General features: G+C 62.2%; 23 protein-coding genes and 1 riboswitch. Of the genes, 10 read left to right on the plus strand and 13 right to left on the minus strand.

Going from position 1 to position 22,144, the window contains the following annotated elements; genetic code table 11:
• Positions 1-31 precede the first annotated feature (31 nt).
• Positions 32-835 (plus strand): UMP kinase, encoded by an 804-nt coding sequence (pyrH, locus tag EWM57_RS01555; RefSeq protein ID WP_129919362.1) that lies wholly within the window; start codon positions 32-34, stop codon positions 833-835.
• 90 nt (positions 836-925) lie between these two features.
• Positions 926-1,489, plus strand: a complete 564-nt coding sequence (frr, locus tag EWM57_RS01560) for a ribosome recycling factor (RefSeq protein ID WP_129919363.1) — start codon at positions 926-928, stop codon at positions 1,487-1,489.
• Positions 1,490-1,571: 82 nt separating this feature from the next.
• Here frr and nadD read toward each other — a convergent pair whose 3' ends face one another.
• The 7 genes from nadD to EWM57_RS01595 all read right to left on the minus strand — a co-directional run bounded on the left by nadD (position 1,572) and on the right by EWM57_RS01595 (position 6,908).
• Positions 1,572-2,168 (minus strand): nicotinate (nicotinamide) nucleotide adenylyltransferase, encoded by a 597-nt coding sequence (nadD, locus tag EWM57_RS01565; RefSeq protein WP_242509946.1) that lies wholly within the window; start codon positions 2,166-2,168, stop codon positions 1,572-1,574.
• Positions 2,165-2,749, minus strand: coding sequence for a guanylate kinase (gmk, locus tag EWM57_RS01570; protein ID WP_129919364.1), 585 nt, complete (start codon positions 2,747-2,749; stop codon positions 2,165-2,167). Before gmk ends, nadD begins: the two co-directional genes overlap by 4 nt.
• Before the next feature lie 9 nt (positions 2,750-2,758).
• Positions 2,759-3,046: a hypothetical protein gene (locus EWM57_RS01575; RefSeq protein WP_129919365.1), complete on the minus strand. Its 288-nt coding sequence runs from the start codon at positions 3,044-3,046 to the stop codon at positions 2,759-2,761.
• Between the two features lie 20 nt (positions 3,047-3,066).
• On the minus strand, positions 3,067-3,705 hold the full coding sequence (locus tag EWM57_RS01580) for a sigma-70 family RNA polymerase sigma factor (RefSeq protein WP_129919366.1): 639 nt from the start codon (positions 3,703-3,705) through the stop codon (positions 3,067-3,069).
• 77 nt (positions 3,706-3,782) lie between these two features.
• On the minus strand, positions 3,783-5,081 hold the full coding sequence (locus tag EWM57_RS01585) for an O-antigen ligase family protein (protein ID WP_129919367.1): 1,299 nt from the start codon (positions 5,079-5,081) through the stop codon (positions 3,783-3,785).
• A 13-nt stretch (positions 5,082-5,094) separates the two neighbouring features.
• The gene (locus EWM57_RS01590; RefSeq protein ID WP_129919368.1) at positions 5,095-6,135 is read right to left on the minus strand and encodes a glycosyltransferase family 9 protein; all 1,041 of its coding nucleotides are present in this window, start codon (positions 6,133-6,135) and stop codon (positions 5,095-5,097) included.
• Positions 6,132-6,908: a glycosyltransferase family 2 protein gene (locus tag EWM57_RS01595; RefSeq protein WP_129919369.1), complete on the minus strand. Its 777-nt coding sequence runs from the start codon at positions 6,906-6,908 to the stop codon at positions 6,132-6,134. The genes EWM57_RS01590 and EWM57_RS01595 overlap by 4 nt, the downstream gene beginning before the upstream one ends.
• Positions 6,909-7,010: 102 nt before the next feature.
• On the opposite strand from EWM57_RS01595, the gene EWM57_RS01600 reads away from it, so the two are divergent.
• Positions 7,011-7,517 (plus strand): hypothetical protein, encoded by a 507-nt coding sequence (locus EWM57_RS01600; protein WP_129919370.1) that lies wholly within the window; start codon positions 7,011-7,013, stop codon positions 7,515-7,517.
• 75 nt (positions 7,518-7,592) lie between these two features.
• On the opposite strand, the gene ahcY is transcribed toward EWM57_RS01600, so the two are convergent.
• Both ahcY and EWM57_RS01610 read right to left on the minus strand, forming a co-directional pair.
• A complete protein-coding gene (ahcY, locus tag EWM57_RS01605) occupies positions 7,593-8,912 on the minus strand; it encodes an adenosylhomocysteinase (RefSeq protein ID WP_129919371.1) in 1,320 nt (439 codons plus the stop codon).
• A gap of 123 nt (positions 8,913-9,035) precedes the next feature.
• A complete protein-coding gene (locus EWM57_RS01610) occupies positions 9,036-9,812 on the minus strand; it encodes a DUF4397 domain-containing protein (RefSeq protein ID WP_129919372.1) in 777 nt (258 codons plus the stop codon).
• A 192-nt stretch (positions 9,813-10,004) separates the two neighbouring features.
• On the opposite strand from EWM57_RS01610, the gene EWM57_RS01615 reads away from it, so the two are divergent.
• Positions 10,005-10,592, plus strand: a complete 588-nt coding sequence (locus tag EWM57_RS01615; protein WP_129919373.1) for a hypothetical protein — start codon at positions 10,005-10,007, stop codon at positions 10,590-10,592.
• A 33-nt stretch (positions 10,593-10,625) separates the two neighbouring features.
• A complete protein-coding gene (locus EWM57_RS01620; RefSeq protein WP_129919374.1) occupies positions 10,626-11,819 on the plus strand; it encodes a class I SAM-dependent methyltransferase in 1,194 nt (397 codons plus the stop codon).
• A gap of 100 nt (positions 11,820-11,919) precedes the next feature.
• Here the strand turns inward: EWM57_RS01620 and EWM57_RS01625 are convergent, their stop codons facing one another.
• The gene (locus tag EWM57_RS01625; RefSeq protein WP_129919375.1) at positions 11,920-12,519 is read right to left on the minus strand and encodes a DNA-3-methyladenine glycosylase; all 600 of its coding nucleotides are present in this window, start codon (positions 12,517-12,519) and stop codon (positions 11,920-11,922) included.
• Between the two features lie 103 nt (positions 12,520-12,622).
• Positions 12,623-12,854, plus strand: a riboswitch (cobalamin riboswitch).
• A 158-nt stretch (positions 12,855-13,012) separates the two neighbouring features.
• Between EWM57_RS01625 and EWM57_RS01630 the strand changes: the two genes are divergently transcribed.
• Together EWM57_RS01630 and EWM57_RS01635 are read left to right on the plus strand one after the other, a co-directional pair.
• Positions 13,013-14,983, plus strand: coding sequence for a TonB-dependent receptor (locus EWM57_RS01630; protein ID WP_129919376.1), 1,971 nt, complete (start codon positions 13,013-13,015; stop codon positions 14,981-14,983).
• A 49-nt stretch (positions 14,984-15,032) separates the two neighbouring features.
• Positions 15,033-16,139 (plus strand): YncE family protein, encoded by a 1,107-nt coding sequence (locus EWM57_RS01635; RefSeq protein WP_129919377.1) that lies wholly within the window; start codon positions 15,033-15,035, stop codon positions 16,137-16,139.
• Positions 16,140-16,219: 80 nt separating this feature from the next.
• Here EWM57_RS01635 and EWM57_RS01640 read toward each other — a convergent pair whose 3' ends face one another.
• Entirely contained in the window at positions 16,220-16,483 is a 264-nt protein-coding gene (locus EWM57_RS01640; protein ID WP_129919378.1) for a hypothetical protein, read from the minus strand.
• Between the two features lie 567 nt (positions 16,484-17,050).
• On the opposite strand from EWM57_RS01640, the gene EWM57_RS01645 reads away from it, so the two are divergent.
• Positions 17,051-17,623, plus strand: coding sequence for an AraC family transcriptional regulator (locus EWM57_RS01645; RefSeq protein ID WP_165370375.1), 573 nt, complete (start codon positions 17,051-17,053; stop codon positions 17,621-17,623).
• 117 nt (positions 17,624-17,740) lie between these two features.
• Positions 17,741-19,255, plus strand: a complete 1,515-nt coding sequence (locus EWM57_RS01650; protein ID WP_129919380.1) for a hypothetical protein — start codon at positions 17,741-17,743, stop codon at positions 19,253-19,255.
• A gap of 16 nt (positions 19,256-19,271) precedes the next feature.
• Here EWM57_RS01650 and EWM57_RS01655 read toward each other — a convergent pair whose 3' ends face one another.
• Positions 19,272-19,544 carry a hypothetical protein gene (locus EWM57_RS01655; RefSeq protein WP_129919381.1) on the minus strand — a complete coding sequence of 91 codons (273 nt, stop codon included), beginning with the start codon at positions 19,542-19,544 and terminating at the stop codon, positions 19,272-19,274.
• The gene (locus EWM57_RS01660) at positions 19,545-19,838 is read right to left on the minus strand and encodes a hypothetical protein (protein WP_129919382.1); all 294 of its coding nucleotides are present in this window, start codon (positions 19,836-19,838) and stop codon (positions 19,545-19,547) included. It abuts the gene before it with no gap.
• 98 nt (positions 19,839-19,936) lie between these two features.
• Between EWM57_RS01660 and EWM57_RS01665 the strand changes: the two genes are divergently transcribed.
• Positions 19,937-22,135: a B12-binding domain-containing radical SAM protein gene (locus EWM57_RS01665; RefSeq protein ID WP_129919383.1), complete on the plus strand. Its 2,199-nt coding sequence runs from the start codon at positions 19,937-19,939 to the stop codon at positions 22,133-22,135.
• Positions 22,136-22,144: the final 9 nt, after the last annotated feature.

Consider the following 22,144-nt stretch of genomic DNA (forward strand, 5'->3'; position numbering starts at 1 on the left):
AGGCTTCCTCTTCACGCTTAACCCCTGTCCCTTGAAATACAAACGAATTCTGCTGAAGCTGAGCGGTGAGGCCCTGATGGGCCAGCAGCAATACGGAATCGACGCCGAGCGTCTGATGCAGTACGCTTCCGAAATCAAGACGGCCGCCGCCACCGGCGTACAGGTCGCCGTCGTTATCGGGGGCGGCAACATCTACCGCGGCGTGCAGGCCGAAGCCTTCGGCCTCGACCGGGTGCAGGGCGACTACATGGGCATGCTGGCCACGGTCATCAACTCGATGGCCTTGCAAAGCGCCCTGGAAAAGCTCGACGTGAGCACCCGCCTGCTCTCGGGCCTGACCATCCAGCGGGTGTGTGAGCCCTACATCCGGCGGCGGGCCGTGCGGCACCTGGAAAAGGGCCGGGTCGTGATTTTTGGCGCCGGCATCGGTTCTCCCTACTTCACCACCGACTCAGCCGCCTCGCTGCGCGCCATCGAAATTGAGGCCGACGTGGTGCTGAAAGGTACCCGCGTGGATGGCATCTACACCGCCGACCCCGAGAAAAACCCGACGGCCGAGAAGTTCTACAACATCACCTTCGACGAGGTAATCGAGAAAAACCTCAATGTGATGGACATGACGGCCTTCACGCTCTGCAAGGAAAACAACCTGCCCATCATCGTATTCGACATGAACACGGCCGGCAACCTGGAACGCCTGCTCAACGGCGAAAGTCTGGGCACCCTAGTCAGCATGGGTGGCGAAAACGACAGCCCCCGCCACAGCCGCAAGCTGCTCGACCCCAAGCACAGCGCCCTGCAGCCCTTGATCAACAACCAGCCGGAACAGGCCTAACAACTCTTTAGCTGTTGTGGCTCCGACGCAGAGTTTCGCGTTTGCGCCCACCAGTTTAGCTTTCAACATTCACCCTATAACCTTTCAAAAGTGGACGAGGAAATCCAGTTTTACCTGAGCGAAGCCGAAGAATCGATGGGCAAGTCCCTGCAACACACCGGTTCGGAGCTGAGCCGCATTCGGGCGGGCAAGGCTTCGCCGGCCATGCTGGACAGCCTGCGGGTCGACTACTACGGCACGCCCACTCCGATTGCACAGGTTGCCAACGTCACGACGCCGGACGCCCGCACGCTGTTTATTAAGCCCTGGGAAAAGAACATCATTGCCGAAGTGGTGAAAGCCATCAAAAACAGTGACCTGGGCCTGAACCCGCAGTCGGATGCGGAAGGCGTGCGCCTGAATATTCCGCCCATGACCACGGAACGGCGCAAGGAGCTGGTAAAGCAGGTTAAAAATGAAACCGAGCTGGGCAAAGTCAAAGTCCGCGGCATCCGCAAGGACGTAAACGAGTCGCTGCGCAAGCTCCAGAAGGAAGGCGCGGCCGAAGATGCCGTCAAGGACGCCGAAGCCAAAGTGCAGAAGATTACCGACAGCTACATCAGCAAGCTCGACGACCTGATGAGCAAGAAGGAAGCGGAAATCATGACCATCTGAGTTTTTCCGGCTACGGCCAACCCAGCAAAAAGCCCCGACGGATCACTCCGCCGGGGCTTTTCATTGAATGTCTGCTGCAAAGCTACTCGCGCCAGTACGCTTCCCGCACGATTCGTTCTTCCACCGGCTCTGGCACGAGGTAGCGAATTGACTTGCCGGCCCGCACACAGTCGCGGATGAAGGTAGCGGAAATGTCCAGCAAGGGCGCATCCACCACGCGCACGCCGGGGTGGGCATTCACGTCGGTGGCATCCACGCCAGGGCGTGGGTATACGTACACTTCGTGCTCGGCCAGAATCCGGTCGGCCTGCTTCCAGCGTGGGAGCCCCGGCAGGTTGTCTTCGCCCATGAGCAGCACAAAGCGGTGGTCGGGGTGGCGGCGGGTCAACTCATCGAGCGTATCGATGGTGTAGCTGGGCTTGGGCATGGCAAACTCAATGTCCAGGGCCCGGAGCCGGTCGTTGTGGGCAATGGCCAACTGCACGAGCTCATAGCGTTTCTGCTCGGCCAGCATTTCCTGCCCCACCTTAAACGGACTCTGGGGCGACACAACCAACCACACCGCGTCGAGGTCGGTATGGGTGGCCATGAAATGAGCCAGAATCAGGTGGCCGGTATGGATGGGATTGAAGGAGCCGAAGAGCAGGCCCACCTTCTTGGCGCGCACTTCCTGACTCACAGGATGGTTGTCTCGGCCGTAATAAAGTCGCGCACCAGCTTTTCAGCCTGCTCGGTGGCGTGGTCGAGGTCGTCGTTGATGACGGTCACGTCGAACCGGTCCTCGAAGGTCAACTCGAAGTTGGCCTTATAGAGCCGGGCCGAGATGCTGGCAGCCGAATCGGTAGCGCGGGTGCGCAACCGCTCCTCGAGTACCTCGAGGGATGGCGGCTTGACGAACACGGCCAGGGCGCGGTCTTTATAAAACTCCTTGATGCTAAGGCCACCCTTTACGTCCACATCCAGCACGGCGTGCTTGCCGCTTTCCCAGATGCGCTCAATTTCCTCCTTCAGCGTGCCGTAGAAAGCGCCTTCGTACACTTCTTCCCATTCCACGAAGGCATCGTGGCGGATTTTCTCCTGAAATTCCTGGACGGAAATGAAGTAGTAGTCCTTGCCGTTGGCCTCCGTGCGGCCACGCTTGTCGCGCGTACAGGCTGAAATGGAGAAGCTTAGCTCCGGAATCCGGTCTAGCAGCCGATGGACGATAGTAGTCTTACCGGCGCCGGAAGGAGCCGAAAAAGCGATGATTTTACCCTGCATGGGGTAAAATTAGGCCATTTCTGCTTGAACGCGCGCTAAAATCGTTTGCGACAGCGCCGAAGGAACGCCTTTACGGCCTACTTTCTGGCTAAGAAAGTCAACGAAAATGCGCTGCTTGTCGATGCTGTCGAAGCAAGGAGAGCAGTCCTGCGCGTGGTCGATGAAGTAGGTTTCATCGTCAGCGCTGGGCTCGTGGCCCACGATAATCTGGTCGAGAATTGTGTTCACGCGTTCACAGTCAGCGCCTTCGGGGGAAGAGGCTTGCTGGTTGGTTGATGTAGTAGCGGTGTTTTCCATAGCCAGGCCGGGGTGTTTGGTTAGTCGTTGTCGTCCTCAACATCAGAGCCATCGGTATCGTTACCGTAGCCCATCGATTTTGCGTATTTTTCTAGTTTGTCCTTCAGAAAGTTGCGGGCCCGGTGCAGGCGGGAGCGAACGGTTCCGATGGGAATGTCCAGTACTTTGGCCATCTCCTCGTAGGTGAACCCTTCCAGGTCGCAGAGGATAATGACGGTGCGAAAGTCCACCGGCAGCGAGTTCAGGGCGCTGGCCACTTCGTCGCCGATGAGGTCGCGCACCGCCTGCTGGCGCATATCCGAGGAAGTGCTGCCGGCGTCGCCGTCGGCTTCCACATCTTCGGTGTTGTAGTAGCCCTCAATTTCGCTGTAGTCGACTTTGGCGGGCTGCTTGCTCTTTTTCCGAAAATCGTTGATAAACGAATTTTTCAGGATGCGAAACAGCCAAGCTTTGGCGTTGGTTCCCTGCTCGAAGTACTCAAAGAAGCGGTAGGCCTTCAGATAAGTCTCCTGGACGAGGTCATTGGCATCGTCTTCATCAAGGGTAAGGCGGAAGGCGAAGTTGTACAAAGAGTCGAGCACGGGCATCAGTTCAGCCTGAAACCGGCGGTCTTTTTCCTCTTTGCTCAGCTTGGGAACCCGTTCGGGGGAGTCGCTCATGGACGCTGGAAATTGCGGCTGGGGTTGGATGAGAGGCAGCAGCCGTGTAAACAAATGTACAGATTATACTAATCCGCTCAAGCAGGGTTTTGGGGCGCTCCGGCGGGGCCGCGCTCCGTGGCTACGACCAAAAAGCCGTAGAGAAAGACAAACAGGTTGAACCCGATCTGGATTTCCAGCAGCGAATCGACCAGCATTGCCGTGCCCAGTATAAGCAGGAAATGCCATACGTACGGATTGCGCCGCTGCCTAGGTTGCGCCAAGGGCCCCAGCAGCACCAGCAGCCACAGAAATAAACCTGTGATTCCGCTGCTAACCAGGTAATGCAGATACTGGTTATGAATCATTACCCGATTTTTGGGCAGCACGCCAAAATCCCGGTAGGCATACTGTTCCATCATGGCGGCGTAGGCGTCGGCGGCGCCCACGCCCAGCCACGGATGGTTGGCGGCAATGGTGCGGGCCGTTTCCCAAGCGGCCAGACGCTTGGCTAGCGAGTAGTCGTTGATGTCGTGGCCGTAGTAGAACTGCTCGATGTCGTAGCGGGTGGCCTTGTAACGCTGCCGCACCGACTCCAGCGACTTGTACGCCAGCACCGGGGCCGCCACCAGGGCCAGCAGCAAAGCTAGCCCCAGCAGAAACTGCCGCTTGGCTACTACCAGATATACGACGTCGGCCAGCAGCATTACGTAGAACACCAGCAGGCCGGTTCGGTAGGCCAACACGTGCAAGACCAGCACGGCCGTAACCGCCGCGGCCCGCAGCAGCCCGCGCAGCACCGGTCGGGCGTAGGGGCTGCGGCTCAGCAGCAGGCCAAAGTAAAAGGCCAGGGCCAGCATGATGCTGAAGTGAATATGGAAGATGCGCGTAACCGAGGCCACGTTCTGCCCTACGCCAATTAGCTCGTTGGCCGCGGCCGGATTCAGCAGGTACTTACCCAGCGTGGCGGCCCCAATCAGGGCTACTCCGCCCACGAACAGGGCACCCACGCCGAAGCGCTGCCGCCCGGACAAGGGCACGGCCAGGGTGAAAGCCAATGGAACGCCCAGCAAGGGCAGCTGCCGGAATATTTCGTGCTTCCAGATTGCCGTGGCCGTCGTGTAGAAGCCCCCCAGCAGCAGCAGCGCATACAGCAGGGTCAGCACAATGGTCGAAGTGTTGCGCCCCCAGTAGGGTAACGCGGCCCGCAGCCGGGGATTGGCCAGCACGGCTGCTACGCCTACCAACGGACTTAGCGCCACCAAAGCCCGCGAAGCCAGCAGCCCGACCACCCCCGCCACGCAAGCCAGCAGCAGCAGGTACTGAGACAGGTGCCCACTACGGTAGGCTTGCCGGAAAGAGCGGACCGGCGGATGGGAGAGCGAAGAGGCAGACAACGGCGCGAAAAACTCAAAGAGAAGCAATGGGCAGCGGCTGCCACTGCTCGATACGGTGGAATACGGCAACGGGCTCAATGGCCTTGATGCAGGTGCAGCTGGCAGGCTGGCGGCGGCAGTCGGAGCAGTCGGGCCGGTCGAAGACCAAGTACTCGGCGTGCAAACCCAGCGGCGCCCAGCGGCCCGGGTGAGTTGGGCGCATGGGCGGGTAAAGTCCCAGCGCATGCCGGCCCAGGGCCGCGGCTAGGTGCAGGGGTCCGGTGCTGTTGGCCACCAAGCCGTCGGCGGCGGCAATGCAGGCCAGCAGTTGGGGCAGGGAAAGCTGGCCGGTCAGCTCGGCAGTCAACACGGCCTGGTGCTCCCGCAGCCAGGGGCCCAGTTCCTCCCCTTCCGCGGCGGTGCCAGTGACAAAAACCCGGTGACCAGCTTGGTGCAGCAGACGGGCCAGGGTGCCGAAATGGTCGAGGCCCCACTCCCGGGCGCTGCCGCGGCTTCGGGGGTGCAGAATCACGTTAAGCTGGCCGGACTGACGCTGCTGCAGCAGCTTGAGCAGCGCCGCAGGCACGGCAACTCTTGGCTCCAGCCGCACGAGCGGGGCTATTTCGGCCAGCGTCAGCTGGGAAGGCAGCCCCAGCGGCTGGAGCAGGTGCAGGTTTAGCTGGGCCTCGTGAAGCGGCGATTCCCGCCGGCTCAATGCTACGAGGCGGTTGCAGGTCAGCCAGTGAATCCAGCGGTTGCGGGTGCCGACACGCACCGGGATTCCGGCTTTTTGCGCCAGCCGGGCCACCAGCTTATTGGGAAAGACGTGAATAACAGCGGCGGCCCCTACCTGCCGCACGGTTGCCACCTGCTCGGCTTCCGGCAGCTGGATGAGGTCGTCGAAGTTAAGGAACTCATCTACCCAAGGGCAGCTTTCGGCCACGGCCTGGGTGTAGGTGCGGCCGAGCAGCACCACCCGGCAGCCGGGAACCTGCCGCTTGAGCTGCCCGCAGACCGGCAGGGTAAGCACCACGTCGCCGATGGCATCGGTGCGGCTGACCAGAAAGGTTCTCATGCGGCAGCAGTTGGGTGAGGAGCCGGCAGGGTGCGCAGCTTAGCAAACTTCAGAAACACGCCCCAGGCGGAAATCCCGGCAATGCACAGCCCGGCAAACCCATCGAGCAGCCCCAGGCGGAAAAAGTAGCCGTGCACGAATTTCCAGAGCGGCTTGAGCAGCAGGTGAAATACGGTCACGCGGCGCTTGCCGCGCAGGGCCAGCTCGGCGGCAGCAATGCTGGTAAAGCGGTTGAGCTGGCTCACATGCTGCTCCACCGAGTGGTAGGAATAGTGCAGCAGGTCGCCGGCCAGTGCCCCGACGGTCTGCCCGGGGGCCAACTCATACCGCTCGTGCAGCAGCAGCCCTTCCCAGCGGCCGAGGCGCCGGTCGTAGAGGCGCAGCTTCCGGTCGGGGTACCAGCCGCCGTGCCGCACCCAGGTACCGCAGTAGTTGGTGAGCCGGGCCAGGGTGTAACCGGCGTGCTGCCAGTGGTTTTTTGCCTGCTCAATACTGCGCCGCAGCTCGTCGGTCAAAACTTCGTCGGCGTCGAGCTGGAGCACGTGGTCGTGGCGGGCGGCGGCGGTGGCGAAGTTCTTCTGCTCCACGTAGCCTTCGAAAGCGTGGTGAATGACCCGGGCCCCGTGCTGCCGACAGATTTCCACGGTTTGGTCGGTGGAGAAGGAGTCGACGACCAGCACCTCGTCGGCCACGCCGGCCAACGCCGTCAGGCAGCGGCCAATGTTGGCTTCCTCATTGAAAGTGATGATGACGGCGGAGAGGGCAAGGGGCATAGCGAGTTCAAATATCCGGATTTGCCGGCAGCTTGTTGCTGCTGCCGCCCAACAAAGACCTACCTTGGCAGCGCTATTCTCCCTTATCTTGCTCTTAGCGCTATGCTGAATCTGCTATGGTCGGCCCTCAACCTGGGGCTGCTGCTCGGCTTCCTTTACCTGTCTTTCCGGGCCGTTCACTTGCTCAAGCAGCACGTTGGCCTGGGCGCAGCGGCAGTTTTTGGTATCTTCCTCCTGACGATGGGCAGTAAGGCCCGCTCGACAGCCACCAGTGCCCCGCCTCAAAACCTGATGGCCGGCGCCCGGCCCGGTGCCCCCTTGGGCGACGGCAGCGCTCTGTACTCAGTCCCGCTGGGTTTTACTACGCTGCAGCTGGTGGCCGAATACTACAAGACGGCCGGGGCCGTCCGGCCGCGGGGCCTGTATGCCACGGTAGATGGCATCGGTCTAGGGCACCGGTGGCAGCCGCTGGCCGGCTCCCTGCAGCCCCAAGGCCGGCAGCTGCGCTACAGCCTCGCGCTCAACCACACCTGGTGCCTGCTGGGCACCCCGGTGTTTAGCAGCGTGAGCGAACTGGAAGGACTGATACCCACAGCCAAGCCTTTGTAAAAGGCCGCTTTTACCGCATAAAAAAACCGCCCAGCTCAATGCCGGGCGGTTTTTTTAGCGGCAGCTCGCAAGAGCCTAGTAGCGGTACATATCCGACTTGAACGGACCAGCTACGTCGACGCCGATGTAATTGGCCTGCTTGGGCTTCAGCTCGTCGAGCTCCACGCCAATTTTAGCCAGGTGCAGGTAGGCAACCTTCTCGTCGAGGTGCTTGGGCAGGGTGTACACCTTGTTTTCGTAGTTTGCCGAGTTCTGCCACAGCTCCAGCTGCGCGAGCGTCTGGTTGGTGAACGAGTTCGACATTACGAACGACGGGTGGCCCGTAGCGCAGCCCAGGTTCACCAGACGACCTTCGGCCAGAATGATTACTTCCTTGCCGTCGATGTTATAGAGGTCCACCTGGGGCTTCACCGTGTCCTTGGTGTGGCCGTAGTTGCCGTTCAGCCAGGCCATGTCGATTTCATCGTCGAAGTGACCGATGTTGCAGACAATGGCTTTGTCCTTCAGAGCGCGGAAATGCTCCTCGGTGATGATGTCGCAGTTGCCGGTGGCCGTTACCACGATATCGGCTTCCTTGATGGCCGTCGCCATTTTCTTCACCGCGTAGCCGTCCATGGCGGCCTGCAGGGCGCAGATCGGGTCAATTTCGGTCACGATAACGCGGGCCCCGGCTCCACGCAGGGAGGCGGCGGTGCCTTTTCCGACGTCACCGTAGCCGGCCACGACGGCAATCTTGCCGGCCATCATCACGTCGGTAGCCCGGCGGATGGCGTCCACAGCCGACTCTTTGCAGCCGTACTTGTTGTCAAACTTCGACTTGGTAACCGAGTCGTTGATGTTGAAGGCAGGCATCAGCAGGGAGCCGTTTTTCACGCGGTCCAGCAGGCGCAGCACGCCGGTGGTGGTTTCCTCGGAAATGCCTTTGATGCCAGCGGCCAGCTCGGGGAACTGGTCCAGCACCATGTTGGTCAGGTCACCACCGTCGTCCAGGATCATGTTCAGGGGCTGCCGGGCCTCGCCGAAATACAGCGTCTGCTCGATGCACCAGTTGAACTCTTCTTCCGTCATGCCCTTCCAGGCGTACACTGGAATGCCAGCGGCGGCAATGGCGGCGGCGGCATGGTCCTGGGTCGAGAAGATGTTGCACGACGACCACGTCACGTCAGCGCCCAGGGCGATGAGCGTCTCGATCAGTACAGCCGTTTGGATGGTCATGTGCAGACAGCCGGCAATGCGGGCACCCTTCAGCGGCTGCGAAGCCCCGAATTCGTCGCGCAGAGCCATCAGACCCGGCATTTCAGCCTCGGCCAGACGGATTTCCTTGCGGCCCCATTCGGCCAGCGACATGTCTTTAACTTTGTACGGAACGTACGTATTCGTCGTGGTTTCCACCATGATGGAGTTTATTTTGTGTTGCTAATCAACCACAAAGATACAGGTTTTGTTCACCCCCGCGCAGCCACAAAAAAGCCCGGCCTGTAGCAGGCCGGGCTTGGGAAGCGAAGCAGTTGCAAACCGCTAGTTATTCTGGATAATGAAGGCCTTCGCGTCGCGGGCCGGATCTTGGTTGCCCACCGAGCCGCGCACCACAATCGTGTAGATTTTGCCGGACTCGTAGTTTTTGGTGCCCGTGCCGCTGCCCGTGCCGTCGCCGACCGTTGCCACAGTGATACCCGTCGGGCTCGTGCCGGTGGTGACAAGCAGGTTAGCCGGGCCGGAGTTGATTTCCACGAAGCCGGAAGCACCGGGGACCGTGACGGCCGAGGTCAGCGGCAGAAAGCCCACCGGCTGCGACTGGCTCAGGCTGATGGCGCCCGGCGTGACCGGAAAGCCCAACGCCACGTGCACGAGCCGGATTTTGGCCTTGCCCGAGGCGGGCGCCGTCAAATCGTCGGTGGTGAGCAAGCCAGCCGGAGTGGGCGTGGAATTCGGCGAGTACACGAACAAGCTGTACTTCTTGTCCTTTTCGACGGTGGTCGTCTGGGTGAAGAAGGTGGTGCCTGCCGAAGCGGCGTTGTCAATTTTGATGGTGCGGCTGCCCGCATTCACGGGCTGGTAGGCCGGGGTGCTGCCCCCGCCATTGACGCCGTAGGTCAGGGTTGTTTTCTCCTCGTTGTCGACGAAGGCCTTGATGCCGACAAACGTGTTGGCGGCGGCATTCACAAACAGAATAGAACCTTGTTCTACTACCGGAACCGGATCTGGGTCGTCCTTACCGCAACCCGCGAAGGCCAAAACGGCGGGCAGGGCAGCTAGAAGCAGGGCGCGATGCAGGGCAGTTGCGTGATTTTTCATGAGCGGGGAATGTAGGAAAGGACAAAGTGAACTGCGCACAGAACGTAAGCCCGTCGGGTTTTGTTGAGTGAGGAGTGCAAAGTTTTTTCCGATGAATTGCACTTTTCCCTCGTTCAATGCGCTGGGATACTTCTATATACTGCATTATCTTTGTCTTTTCCCCGCACCTACGTTTCCTGCTCTTTCGCCCCTATGCGTCGTCTTTTTGCCTTCTCCGTACCCCTGCTGCTTGCCACCGGTACTGCCTACGCGCAGCAGGCGGCCACAGCTCCGCTTATCCAGCTCAGCCCCGAAGATAAGGACCGGTCGGGCAGCGGGGCGCAACGCAATTTCTACTTCACGACCCAGGATTCGCCGAAGCCGGAGTACACGAATGCGGGCTTTTTCGGGCAGCGGCTGCGGCCTTACCTGACCGGCAACGAGGAGGCCCTGGACAATCTGAACCGCTACCGTCGCCAGAAATGGCTGTTTCTGACCGAGCGCCTCGTGTTTGTGAGTGCCGTGGGCGTGTATGGCCAACAGGTCCTGGCCGGCCCCGGCGACCAGCAGTACACCAGCAATCCGCAGAAAATTGCCATCGGCGTGGCCGCGTTCAGTCTGCTGTCTAATGTGCTCATCTCTCAGCACACCAACGACCATTTCCAACGCGCCGTGGGCGCCTACAACGCTGGCTTGTCGTCGGCCCGGGTGGGCCTGATGCAGCGCCTCACGCCGTCGGCCGTCGGGCTGGCCGCCGTGGGCAAGCAGCCCCAGCTGGCTTTGACCTGGAGCTTGCGCTAGACCGCGGCCCGCGTTTTTTCGTACGCTACCTTCATGGAATATCCGCTGCCGGCAGCGGCCCGGCAATACGTTGCCGAGCATCTGCACGACGACCCCGCTCAGCTGGCGCTGCAGGCCCGCCGCTATCCCGGCCTGCCCGTGCCCGACCTAGTACGGCAGATTCAGGCCCGGCAGAAGGCCCGGACCAAGCTCCCAACCTGGGCCGACAACCCCGACCTGATTTTTCCCCCGGCCCTGTCGGTGGAACAGGCTTCGTCGGCCCGCACCGCCGAGTTTAAAGCTAACTTGGTCAGTGGGCAGCGCCTGGTCGACCTGACTGGGGGGTTTGGTGTCGATGCGTCCCACTTTGCCAGCCGCATTCCGGAGGTGCACTACGTGGAGCGCGACCCGGCCCTGGCGGCCGTGGTGCGCTACAATCTGGCTCAATTGGGCGTGGAAAACGTGCAGTGTCACAGCGGCGACGCGCTCCAGTTTCTGAAAAGTACCCCCGACACCTTCGACTGGATCTACCTCGACCCGGCCCGGCGCGACACGGCCGACCGTAAAATCTACCGGCTCCAGGACTGCGAGCCCGATGTGCTGCGCCTGCTGCCGCTGCTGCTGCACAAGGGCAACCGGGTACTGCTCAAAACCTCGCCCATGCTCGACATTGAGCAGGCCCTGCTGGAGCTTAAGCAGGTGCGCCGTCTGTGGGTGGTGGCCGTCGATAACGAGTGCAAGGAAGTGCTGTACGAACTGGGTCCCGAGCCGGCCGTCGACCCGGAGCGCTACACCGTGAACCTGCTCCGCAATGGGCAGCAGCAGGAGTTTCGGCTCAACAAGGCCCGCGAAACCCGCGCCATTGCCCGCTACGCCGAGCCCCTGCCCCAGGGCTACCTCTACGAGCCCAACGTGGCCGTGCTCAAGGCGGGCGGTTTTCGCAGCGTGGGCACGGCCTTCGAGCTGCTCAAGCTCCAGCAGCACAGTCACCTCTACATGTCGGATACGCTGCGGGCTGATTTCCCGGGGCGTATTTTCCGCATTCTGGCCGCGGAGAAATACGACCGTAAAACCTTGCGGGCCCACCTGGGCCCCGAGGCCCGCGCCCACGTCACCACCCGCAACTTCCCCGACTCCGTGGCCGAATTTCGCCAGCACACCGGCATTCGGGAAGGCGGCCACGTGTACCTCTTCGCCACCACCGACCTGCGCGGCCGCCTCGTGGTGCTCGTTTGTGAGAAGGTGTAGGTGATTTAGTGATTGAGCGACTTAGTGAGTTTTCGTTCTTACGGCGCGGATCCACACAGTTGATGCAGGAACTCACTAATCCACTTGGTCACTTACTCCCTCACTTCGCCGGACTCACCCAGGGGCTGCCCTTCACACGGAAGCGCCACGGCAAGGCGGCATCTGCGCCGGCGTAGTCGATGCCGACGCGGGGGCTGGCCACGACGAGCTCCGCGGGCACGGGCTCCTGCCGGTCTTCGAGCCAGATCAGGTTCCCGCTTAAATCGGTGCCGTAGTGCTTAGTGGTGATGCCCAGGGCTTGGGTGAGCAGGCCGGGGCCGGCCGTCAGGTTGCGGGCCGGCGCGCTCAGGCCCCGGCGCAGCAGCATCTCCGCAATGCCCTCAACGGGCTCCAGCCCCCGGATCAGCACCGCGTCGGCCTTGCCGGCTTCGTTGGTGATGATGTTAAAGAGCGTGTAGCGCCCGTAAATCAGGTAGCAGTAGGCCACGCCCCCAGCCTCGTACATAATTTTAGTCCGGCTGGTAAAGCGGCCCAGGTGGGAGTGGCAGGCCTGGTCGTTGATATGGGCATAGGCCTCCGTCTCGACGATGCGGCCGCCGGTGAGTACGCCGTCGATGGTCGTAAAGAGGTATATTCCCAGCAACTCGCGGGCAATCTGCACCACGTCGGGGCGCTGGTAAAAGGCGGAGGTGAGCTTCATGAGGGCAGTTTGGTAAGCTTCGGGCGTGGCTGCTTGTACCGGTTTGGGCCCCGCCGGGTTCGTTTTTGCCGGCCCTCCCGCAGCGCCGCAACAAATCAACGCCTATCTTTGCCCCGCTATAGGTGGCCAGACCCCGATTGGGGGGCGCGGCTGAAAAGGGAATCCGGTTCAATTCCGGAGCTGTCCCCGCAACTGTACGCTTCTACTACCCCGGTGGGCCCATCCCCCAGCCACTGTTTCCGCGAAGGTTGCTTGCTTAAAACAAGCCGCCGGAGAAATGGGAAGGCGGCCCATCCGAAGCAAGCCAGGAGACCTGCCTAAGCTGTTTTGTGTTCAGCGCTTTCGGAGGAAAGGCGGAGAATGATTGCAGTGGCGGCTTCCGGGCCGCCAGTTTCCCCTGTTTTCGGCCTCGGCTTCGCGGTAGTTTTTTCAGCAGTAAAAAGCCAGCGTGAGGTTCTGAACTGAATTTTCCTAAACCGAAAATTTAGTTCGGATGATGCGTACCCTTCAGGTGGCCCCGCCCCAGCGGTCCACTCTGCTTGTTGTCGGTTTGCTGCTGAGTTGGCTCAGCGGGCCCGCCCGGGCGTGGGCGCAGGGCGGCGCTTTCCCCGACTCCACGCACCTGACCGCCCCGCAGCTGCCCGCCGTGCGGGTGCAGGGGCTGCGGCCCAGCCGCTTTGCCGTGGGCAGCCGGGTGCTGACGCTGGACTCGGCCGTGCTGGGCCAGTACCGGGCCGGCACGCTGGCCGACGTGCTGCTGGCCCAGACGCCGGTATATGTCAAGAACTACGGACCCGGCCAGCTGTCCTCGATTTCCATCCGGGGCACTTCGGCCCGGCACACGGCCGTGCTCTGGAACGGCTTCAACATCATGCTCCCCTCTTTGGGAGAGTCAGACTTTGCGCTGCTGCCCACCAACGGCGCCACCCGGGTTGACGTGCAGTACGGGCCGGCCGGGGCCGCCTATGGCAACGGCGCGGTGGGCGGGGCGGTGCTGCTCTCGTCGCCGGTGGAGTGGGGCGCGGGGGCCCGGGGCTCGGTGCAGGCCGACGCCGGCAGCTTCGGGCTGCGGGCCGGCAGCGCGGAAGGCCGCTTCAGCAACCAGAAAATAGCGGTGCGCGGCGCGGCCTCCTACCGCTCGGCCCTCAACAATTTTTACTACGACTCCCTCTCGGCCGACGGCCCGCTGCGGCGGCGCCAGCCCAACGCCGACTTCTGGCAGTGGAGCCTCACCCAGGATGCCACCCTGCGCGTGGGCGACCGGGGTGAGGTGCTGGCCGCCGTCTGGCTCACCGACGCCGACCGCCACATTCAGCCCTCCATCGGCTCGGCCAACAACCACGCCCGGGAGCGGGACCAGAGCCGCCGCCTGCAAACCGGCTACCGCCACGTCAGCCAACGGGCGGAGTGGGCCGTGCGCGGGGCTTGGTTTGAGGACGTGCTCAACTACTACAACGGCAACCTGACCAGCAGCTCCCGGGTGCGCACCACCCAGGCCCAGGCTGAATACACGGCTACTTTTCGGCCCAACCTGAGCTTGCGCGCCGGCGCCGAAGCCCAGCACTTCGCGGCCCAGGTCGACGGCTACGGCCGCGCCATCACCGAAAACCGCTTTTCCGGCTTCGCCCTGCTTCGCTACGACCCGCGGCCGAGCCTGCACTTGTCGATGAACCTGCGGCAGGCCGTGGTGCCGGGCCGCCGGCCGCCGCTGGCTCCCACGCTGGGCGCCGAGTGGCAGCTGTGGGCCAATGAGCAGCAACAATTCAGCCTGAAGGGCAGCGCCTCGCGCAGTTACCGGGCGCCCACCCTGAACGAGCGGTACTGGCGGCCCGGCGGCAACGTCAATCTGAAGCCCGAAACCAGCCTGGGCTACGAAGCCGGCCTGCAGCACCACTGGCAGCCGGGCCGTAGTACGCTGCACTCCGAGCTCACGGCCTACCAGCAGCGCGTGGACGACTGGGTGGAGTGGACCACCCACCCCACACTCAGCTACGACACGCCCCAGAACCTGCGCCAGGTGCGCACCCGCGGCCTGGAGGCCAGCACCCGCCTGAACTGGCAGCGCCAACGCTACCTGTTCACGGCCCAGGCCGCCTACAGCTTCACCGAGGCCGAGAAAACCCGGGGCTACGCCAACGACCCCAGCCCTACCGGCCGGCAATTGCGCTACGTGCCCCGGCACACGGCCGCTTTCAGCACCGACCAAAGCTGGCGCCACTGGCAGCTGACCACGGCCCTGACCCTGACCGGCTACCGCTACACCGATAATTCCGCCACCGACTTTCTACCGTCCTACCTGCTGCTGCACGCCACGCTGGCCCACACGTTTGCTCTGCCCGCCGGCTGCCGGCTGATTGTGCTGGCCCAGGGCTACAACCTGACCAACGCCGTGTACCAGAACTACGCCTACCGCGCCATGCCGCCCCGCTCGGCGGTGCTGAGCGTGCGGGTGGCGTGGCGGTAGTCGGACCTCCCCTCGTTTTTCTTTCACCTTATCCTATTTCCATTTCCCCATGCGCTTTTTCGCTTTTTCCTCCCGGGCCTTTACCCGCGTCGCCCTGCTCGGCGGCTCGGCCCTGGCTTTGTTTAGCTGCGACCCTGACAACACCACCTCGGAGCCAGAACCGCTTCAGCCCAGCAACGGCGTGTTTATCGTTAATGAAGGCAATTTCGGCACGCCCAACGGGGCCGTCAGCACCTTCAACATCGGTGCCCGGAAGGTCGTCGACCTCGACATCTTCAAGACTGCCAACGGCCGGACCCTAGGCGACAATGTGCAGTCCCTGACGGTGGTAGACACGGTGGGCTACGTGGTAGTGACCGAGAGCAACAAGATCGAAGTGGTGCGCCTGCCCGAGTTCAAAAACGTGAAGCGGACCGTCAAAACCGTGACCGGCCTGCTCAAACCCCGCTACTTCGCCGCCCTGTCGGCCACGAAAGGCTATGTCACTGAGTGGGTTGATTACGGGGTGAAAGGCCGGCTCTCAGTTATCGACCTGACCACGAACAAAGTGCTCAAAACCATTCCGCTCAGCGGGGAGCAGCCCGAGCAACTGCTCGTGGCCGGCGGCAAGGTGTACGTGGCCAACAGCGGCAGCAGCATCGTGTCTGTTATCAATACCACCACCGACACGGAGGAAGCTACCATTCCCGTCGGCGACTCGCCCAACAGCCTGGTACTGGACCAGAACGGCCGCGTATGGGTGCTCTGCGCCGGTTTTGCCGGCTACGACAGCAACTTCAACATTGACCCCAACACGTCTACCAAGGGCGCGCTGGTGAGCTTCCTGCCCGCCGCACCCACGGCCCTGCAACGCCTGAACTTCGCTTCCACCACCGGCTTTCCTGGCCATCTGCAGCTCGACGGCTCCAAAACCCAGCTCCACTACATCTATAGCAAAGGCGTGTACCGCATGAACATCGTGGACCGGACCCTGCCCACGACCCCGCTGATTCGCCGCGGCTTCTACGGCTTGGGTATTGACCCCAAGGATAACACGATTTACGGGGCCGTGGCGCCCTATAGCACCGCCGGCAAGTTCGTGCGCTTCCAGACCTCCGGCACGGCCATCGACTCGTTTACGGTGAACCTGCTGCCCAACGGCTTCGTGTTCTACTAACCGCTGCCGGATCCTAAGGGTCAAAGGAAAGCCCCTCTGCTGCACTGCGGAGGGGCTTTTCTTCGTTTTACAGAGGCGGCTTACTTGTCCTCGATACCGTCGTTGTTGCGGTCCTTGGCCTCGCCGGCGTGGTCGTAGAGCTCCTTGCCCATCTTGACCTTGGTCGTGTCGCCGACGCCGTTGGTGTTGGACGTAGCACGCTGGCCGGGGTCGGGGTCTTTGGTTTTATTGTCGCCGAGCTCCACGTTGGTGTCGCCGGGCTTGGTGCCGGTATTGCAGGCGGAAAGGGAGGCCGTGGCCAGCAGCAGAGCCAGGGCTAGCGGACGGAGCAGAACAGTTTTCATGGGATTGGGGCTGAAACGGGAAAGGCAAAGCAGGTATTTGAGTCTCCTACGGCTGCGCGGCGCGGTGGTTTTTGGCGGCTCCGCCCGTTTGGCTAACAACTGGCCCAGGCGGGGCAACGACGACGCCAGTTCCGCGTACTAGCCAAGCGGTCAGTGGCGAAAGTCGGGCAAGCCGGTATCTTTGTTGTCCTGTCTTCGGCTTATGAACACTTTCCGCGCTTCCTACTCTGCTTACCGGCCCGTACTACGACAGGCCGGGATTCTGGCTTTGATTAGCTTAGTGCTGGCCACGACGCTGATTGCGTACCTGTTTGGCGCCTCCGACCATTTTTTTGGCCGACTATGTGGCGCTTTTTTCGTATTATTCTGGCTGTTAGCCGTTACGTTCCTGGGAGTTGTACCCTTCGTGAACTGGGCGGCCGTTAACTGGTTTGGGAAAGCATGGGGCACCACGTCGCCGGAACCCGCGCGGCGCAATCCCCGTTCTGCACCTGCCACTGCCTCTTCCTTAGCTCGGAAAACCGGTCGGCCCGCCGCTGCCCGGCTGGACTCTTCATCAAAACGCCCGTGAAAACTACGCTCCTGCACATCAAAAACATGGTTTGCCCCCGCTGCATCGAAGCCGTGCGCGGCCTTCTTGAGCAAGCCGGTTACCGGCCGACCGAGGTCACTCTGGGTCAGGCCCAACTCGACCAGAACACCCCCGTAGACCCCGCCGCCGTGGCCCCGATTCTTCAGGAAGCCGGTTTCGACGTGCTCATGGGTCGGGCCGAGCAGCTGACCGAACAAATCAAGGGTGCCCTGGGCGAATACCTCGAGCACCTGCGCACGGCTCGCATGCCCCTGACCACCTCCGCCTTCCTCACCGACCGGTTTGCGGCCACTTACTCCCACCTGAGCAAGGTATTTTCGCGCACTGCCAACCTGACCATTGAAAAATACCTGATCCGCCTCAAGATTGAGCGGGTCAAGGAAATGTTGAGCTACGGCGAGATGACGCTGGGTGAAATTGCCGACCAGATGCGCTACAGCAGCGGCCAGCACTTGAGCAACCAATTCCGCCAGGTGACGGGCCGCTCGGTGAGCGAATTCCGCCGCGACCTGATGCCCAAACGCCTTTCGCTCGACGAGCTGGTGTAAGCATAGCTAGGCAGGCCCAAGTATTACGTGCTTGCCGACCGAATCCTGTATAACCGAAAGTGGCCCGTTGGGGTATTGAGTGGAGTATTTCCCTCAATGCCCCGACGGGCTTTTTTCATGGCAACCACTCTCGCCTCCCTCCGCCGCCTGCTGCTGGCCCTACCCCTGCTCACGCTGCCTTTGCTTGGCTACGGCCAGCACGAAATGCACAACATGCCCGCCAAACCGGCCCCGGCCGCCGACACTACCCGCCAGCGCCCCGCCCCCGTGGACCACAGTAAAATGAACCACGGCCAGATGGACCATAGCACAATGGACCATAGCCAGATGAATCACGGCCAGATGCCTGGCATGAGCCCCGTCGACACGGCCATGCACCACGATGGTATGGAAGATATGGGAAGCATGTCGCACGCCTACTCGCGGCGCCTGCCCATGGGCCGCAATGGCTCGGGGACGGCCTGGAACCCTGACCAGACCCCGATGTATATGTGGATGAGCCACCACGGCAAGTGGATGGTGATGAACCACGGTGCCGTGTACCTGCGCTACACCAACCAGAACGTGGGCCGCAGCAGCGGACAGCGCGGAGGCAGAACCTTCGACGCGCCCAACTGGTTTATGACCATGGCCCAGCGCCCAATCGGTGACAAGGGTTTGCTCAACCTGACGGCCATGTTTTCCCTCGACGCCCTCACCGACGGGGCTAACGGCTACCCGCTGCTGTTTCAGAGCGGGGAAGCTTACCGGGGCCGGCCCCTGGTGGACCGCCAGCACCCCCACGACCTGTTTTCGGCCCTGAGCATCGGCTACACCCACTCGTTTTCGGAAGATGTGGACCTAACCGCCTACGTGGGCTACCCCGGGGAGCCAGCCATCGGACCGGTGGCCTTTATGCACCGAATTTCGGCCATGCCTAACGCCGACGCGCCTCTGGGCCACCACTGGCAGGACGCCACGCACATCACTTTCGGGGTAGCCACGCTCGGGCTGCGCTACCGGCAGTTCCGCCTCGAAGGCTCCAACTTCACCGGCCGGGAGCCCGACGAGCACCGTTTCAACTTCGACAAGCCCCGGGCCGACTCCTGGGCGGGCCGCCTGAGCTGGAACCCCACTGCCACGCTGGCGCTGCAAGTGTCGCGGGCCTTTATCAAGAGCCCCGAGCAGCTGTTTCCCGACGAAGACGTGCAGCGCACCACGGCCTCGGTTATACACAGCCGGCAGTGGACCGACGGCCACTACGCCACTTCGGCCGTGGTCTGGGGTATGAACACCCACGTCACGAACGGCCATAGCGACGAAAGCGCCCACTCCTTCCTGGCTGAAACCAACGTGCAGCTGGGTCGTCCGGCCGTGTTTGGGCGCTACGAGTTTGTGCAGAAATCTTCTGAGGAACTGCAGCTCGAGGCCGGCCCCTCCCACGCCGAACACGCCCTCTACAACATTCACGCCCTGACCCTGGGCGCCACATACCTGCTTACCCAGGTAGCCAAAACCGACCTCACCCTGGGCGTGCAGAGCACCCTCTACCGCCCCGACCAGCTGCTGCGCCCCTCCTACGGCAAGACGCCGGTGTCAGCGGAGGTGTATCTGCGGCTAAACCCCTCGCAGCTGCGGATGGGCAAGATGTAGCGGCGGGCTAGGCTAGTTAGCTGTTAGCAGCCGGGGGGTCTTCGGTATTCCGGTCCAGGACGCCGGAATTATTCCGGATGAGCGGACTACACTCAAAGGTGACGGGGATGTCCATGGGCGCCCCAAGCAGGTTCGTATCCCGGCAAAACGCGTTGTCTTCTATGGTCACCTCAGCTTGGTACCAGCAGTCGAAGAAGTTCACGAAGCCTTGGAACACGTTGCCCCGCAGCCATACTGGGCAGCCGGGCTGGTTGTGCCCGCCGGCCTGAAAATCCAGGTAGCTTTCCACCTAGCAATTGTCGAGCACCAGCCCACGTAGAAAATAGGCCGCAACGAATTCGGCCTGGGTCAAGTGCGTATCGTGCAACTCAACCGGCTGTTCAAAAGTCAGCATGCTGCCCTGCAATTCGTCCAGGCGGCAGTGTTGGATCCTGATGGACAGGCGGACATACGTAGCCTCGATGGCCAGCGCAGTAAAGTCCAGCCGCCCTACGACGTGGTAGCCGCGCAGTGTTTCGCCGTTCTGCAGCATCGCAAGGGCCGCTGCGGCCGGCAGTGACGGCAACTGTCGAGGTTCAGTCATGGGAGTTCAAGGGTAAGGTTGATGCTGGAAGGTACGAACCAGGCAATCAGCCGTACCTTTGCGGGCACCTTTGCTGCCGTCCGGCAGTTATTAGCCCCGTGTCCGATTCTTCCCGCATCCTGCTTCTTACGCCCCCGCTGACTCAGCTCAACACGCCCTACCCGGCTACGGCCTACATCAAGGGGTTTCTGGGCAGCCGGGGCTACGCCGTTACCCAGGCCGATTTGGGTTTGGAACTGGTGTTGAAGCTGTTTTCGCAGGAAGGCCTGGGTCGGGTATTTGCCGAAATCGAAGCGGGGCATTACGAGTTGTCGGACAATGCCCGGCGCATGGTGCGCCTGCAGCGTAGCTATTTGGCTACCATCGGGCCCGTTATCCGTTTTCTGCAGAACAAGGACACTACGCTCGCACCCCGCATCTGCCACAGCCGCTTTCTGCCCGAAGCGGCCCGCTTCGACAACGTGGCCGACCTGGAAAGCGCCTTCGGCACGATGGGCCTTACCGACCAGGCCCGGCACCTGGCCACGCTCTACCTTGAAGACCTCGGCGACCTGATCAAGGAAACCGTGGGCCCGCAGTTCGGCTTTTCCCGCTACGCCGAGAAGCTGGCCATGTCGGCCACCACCTTCGACGCCCTGCACGAGGCCCTGCACGAGGCGCCTAACCTCGTGGACCAGATGCTGCTGGAGCTGGTCGATGAACTCGTGGCCCGGGTGCAGCCCGACGTGGTGGGCTTTACCGTGCCCTTCCCAGGCAACCTCTATGGCGCTCTACGCCTGGCCCAGCGCATCAAGCAGCAGCGGCCGGCAGTGAAAACTCTCATGGGCGGCGGTTACCCCAACACGGAGCTGCGCCAGATCCGGGAGCCGCGCTTCTTTGATTACGTCGACTTTCTGACCCTCGACGACGGCGAAGGTCCCTGGCTGCGGGTACTCGACTACTTGCAGGGCAATCTGCCTTCGGATCAGCTGCAACGCACGTTTTTGCGCACTTCCGGCGGGCAAGTCGCCTATATCAACCACCCCCACCCCGACATTCCCCACCCCGAAGTCGGCACGCCTGACTACTCAGATTTGCCGCTGACCGAATACCTGTCGGTCATTGAGGTACTCAACCCCATGCACCGGCTCTGGAGCGACGGGCGCTGGAACAAGCTCACCATTGCCCACGGCTGCTACTGGAAACGCTGCTCCTTCTGCGACGTGACCCTGGACTACATTGGGCGCTACGAAACGGCCCCGGCCACCCTGCTCGTCGACCGAATTGAGCAGATTGTGCGCCAAACCGGGCAGACTGGCTTTCACTTCGTGGACGAGGCCGCTCCGCCCCTGGCCCTGCGCGACCTGGCCGTGGAGCTGCTGCGCCGGCAGGTCAATATCACCTGGTGGGGCAACATCCGGTTTGAGAAAACCTTCACCCCCGATTTGTGCCGGCTGCTGGCCGCCTCGGGCTGTATTGCCGTGAGCGGGGGCCTGGAAGTGGCCTCCGACCGGCTCTTGGCGCTCATGGAAAAAGGCGTCACCATTGCCCAGGTGGCCCGGGTCACGGATGGCTTCACCCAGGCCGGCATCATGGTGCACGCCTACCTGATGTACGGCTTCCCGACCGAAACCGCTCAAGAAACCGTGGACTCTCTGGAAGTGGTGCGGCAGCTATTCGGCGCCGGCATCGTGCAAAGCGGCTACTGGCACCGCTTTTCAATGACGGCCCACTCTCCGGTAGGGAAAAACCCGGCCAAGTACCAGGTGGCCGCCGTTGGCCCCGAGCCCGGCGACTTTGCCTGGAACGACCTTTGGCACGACGACCCTACCGGCACCGACCACGAGCAGTTCGGCCCCGGCCTGGCCAAGGCCCTCTACAACTACATGCACGGTGTGGCCCTGCACGAGCCCCTGCAGTTCTGGTTCGACGGCTTCCGGGTGCCTAAGCCTACCGTGCCCCGGCAGCTCATTCAGAAAGCCCTGCAGGAAGCGCCCAAGCCCGACGCAGCCAAACAGAACCTGCGCCTGTTCTGGCTCGGCAACGCCCCCGAGCTGCTGCCCCTCGACTCCCGCCCCGGGGCCCGCGCCACCCTGGTGTTCTACGAGCAGGCCGAGGACTTCGAGTTGAAAACCGCGCCCGTTATCGGCCAGTGGCTGCACGGCCTGCTCACCCAGTTGGCCACCGACTATCAGACCAAGCTACTGCTTAAAGAGGCCGCCGCGACCTTCCCCGCCGGGGCGGGCACTTCGTTCGAGGCATTTCTGCTGTCCCCGGCCTGGCTGCTGCTGCGCGAAAAGGGCCTACTGCTGTTCTAAGGTTCGCGC

It is taken from the genome of Hymenobacter persicinus (genome assembly GCF_004167665.1).
Lineage (GTDB): Bacteria > Bacteroidota > Bacteroidia > Cytophagales > Hymenobacteraceae > Hymenobacter > Hymenobacter persicinus.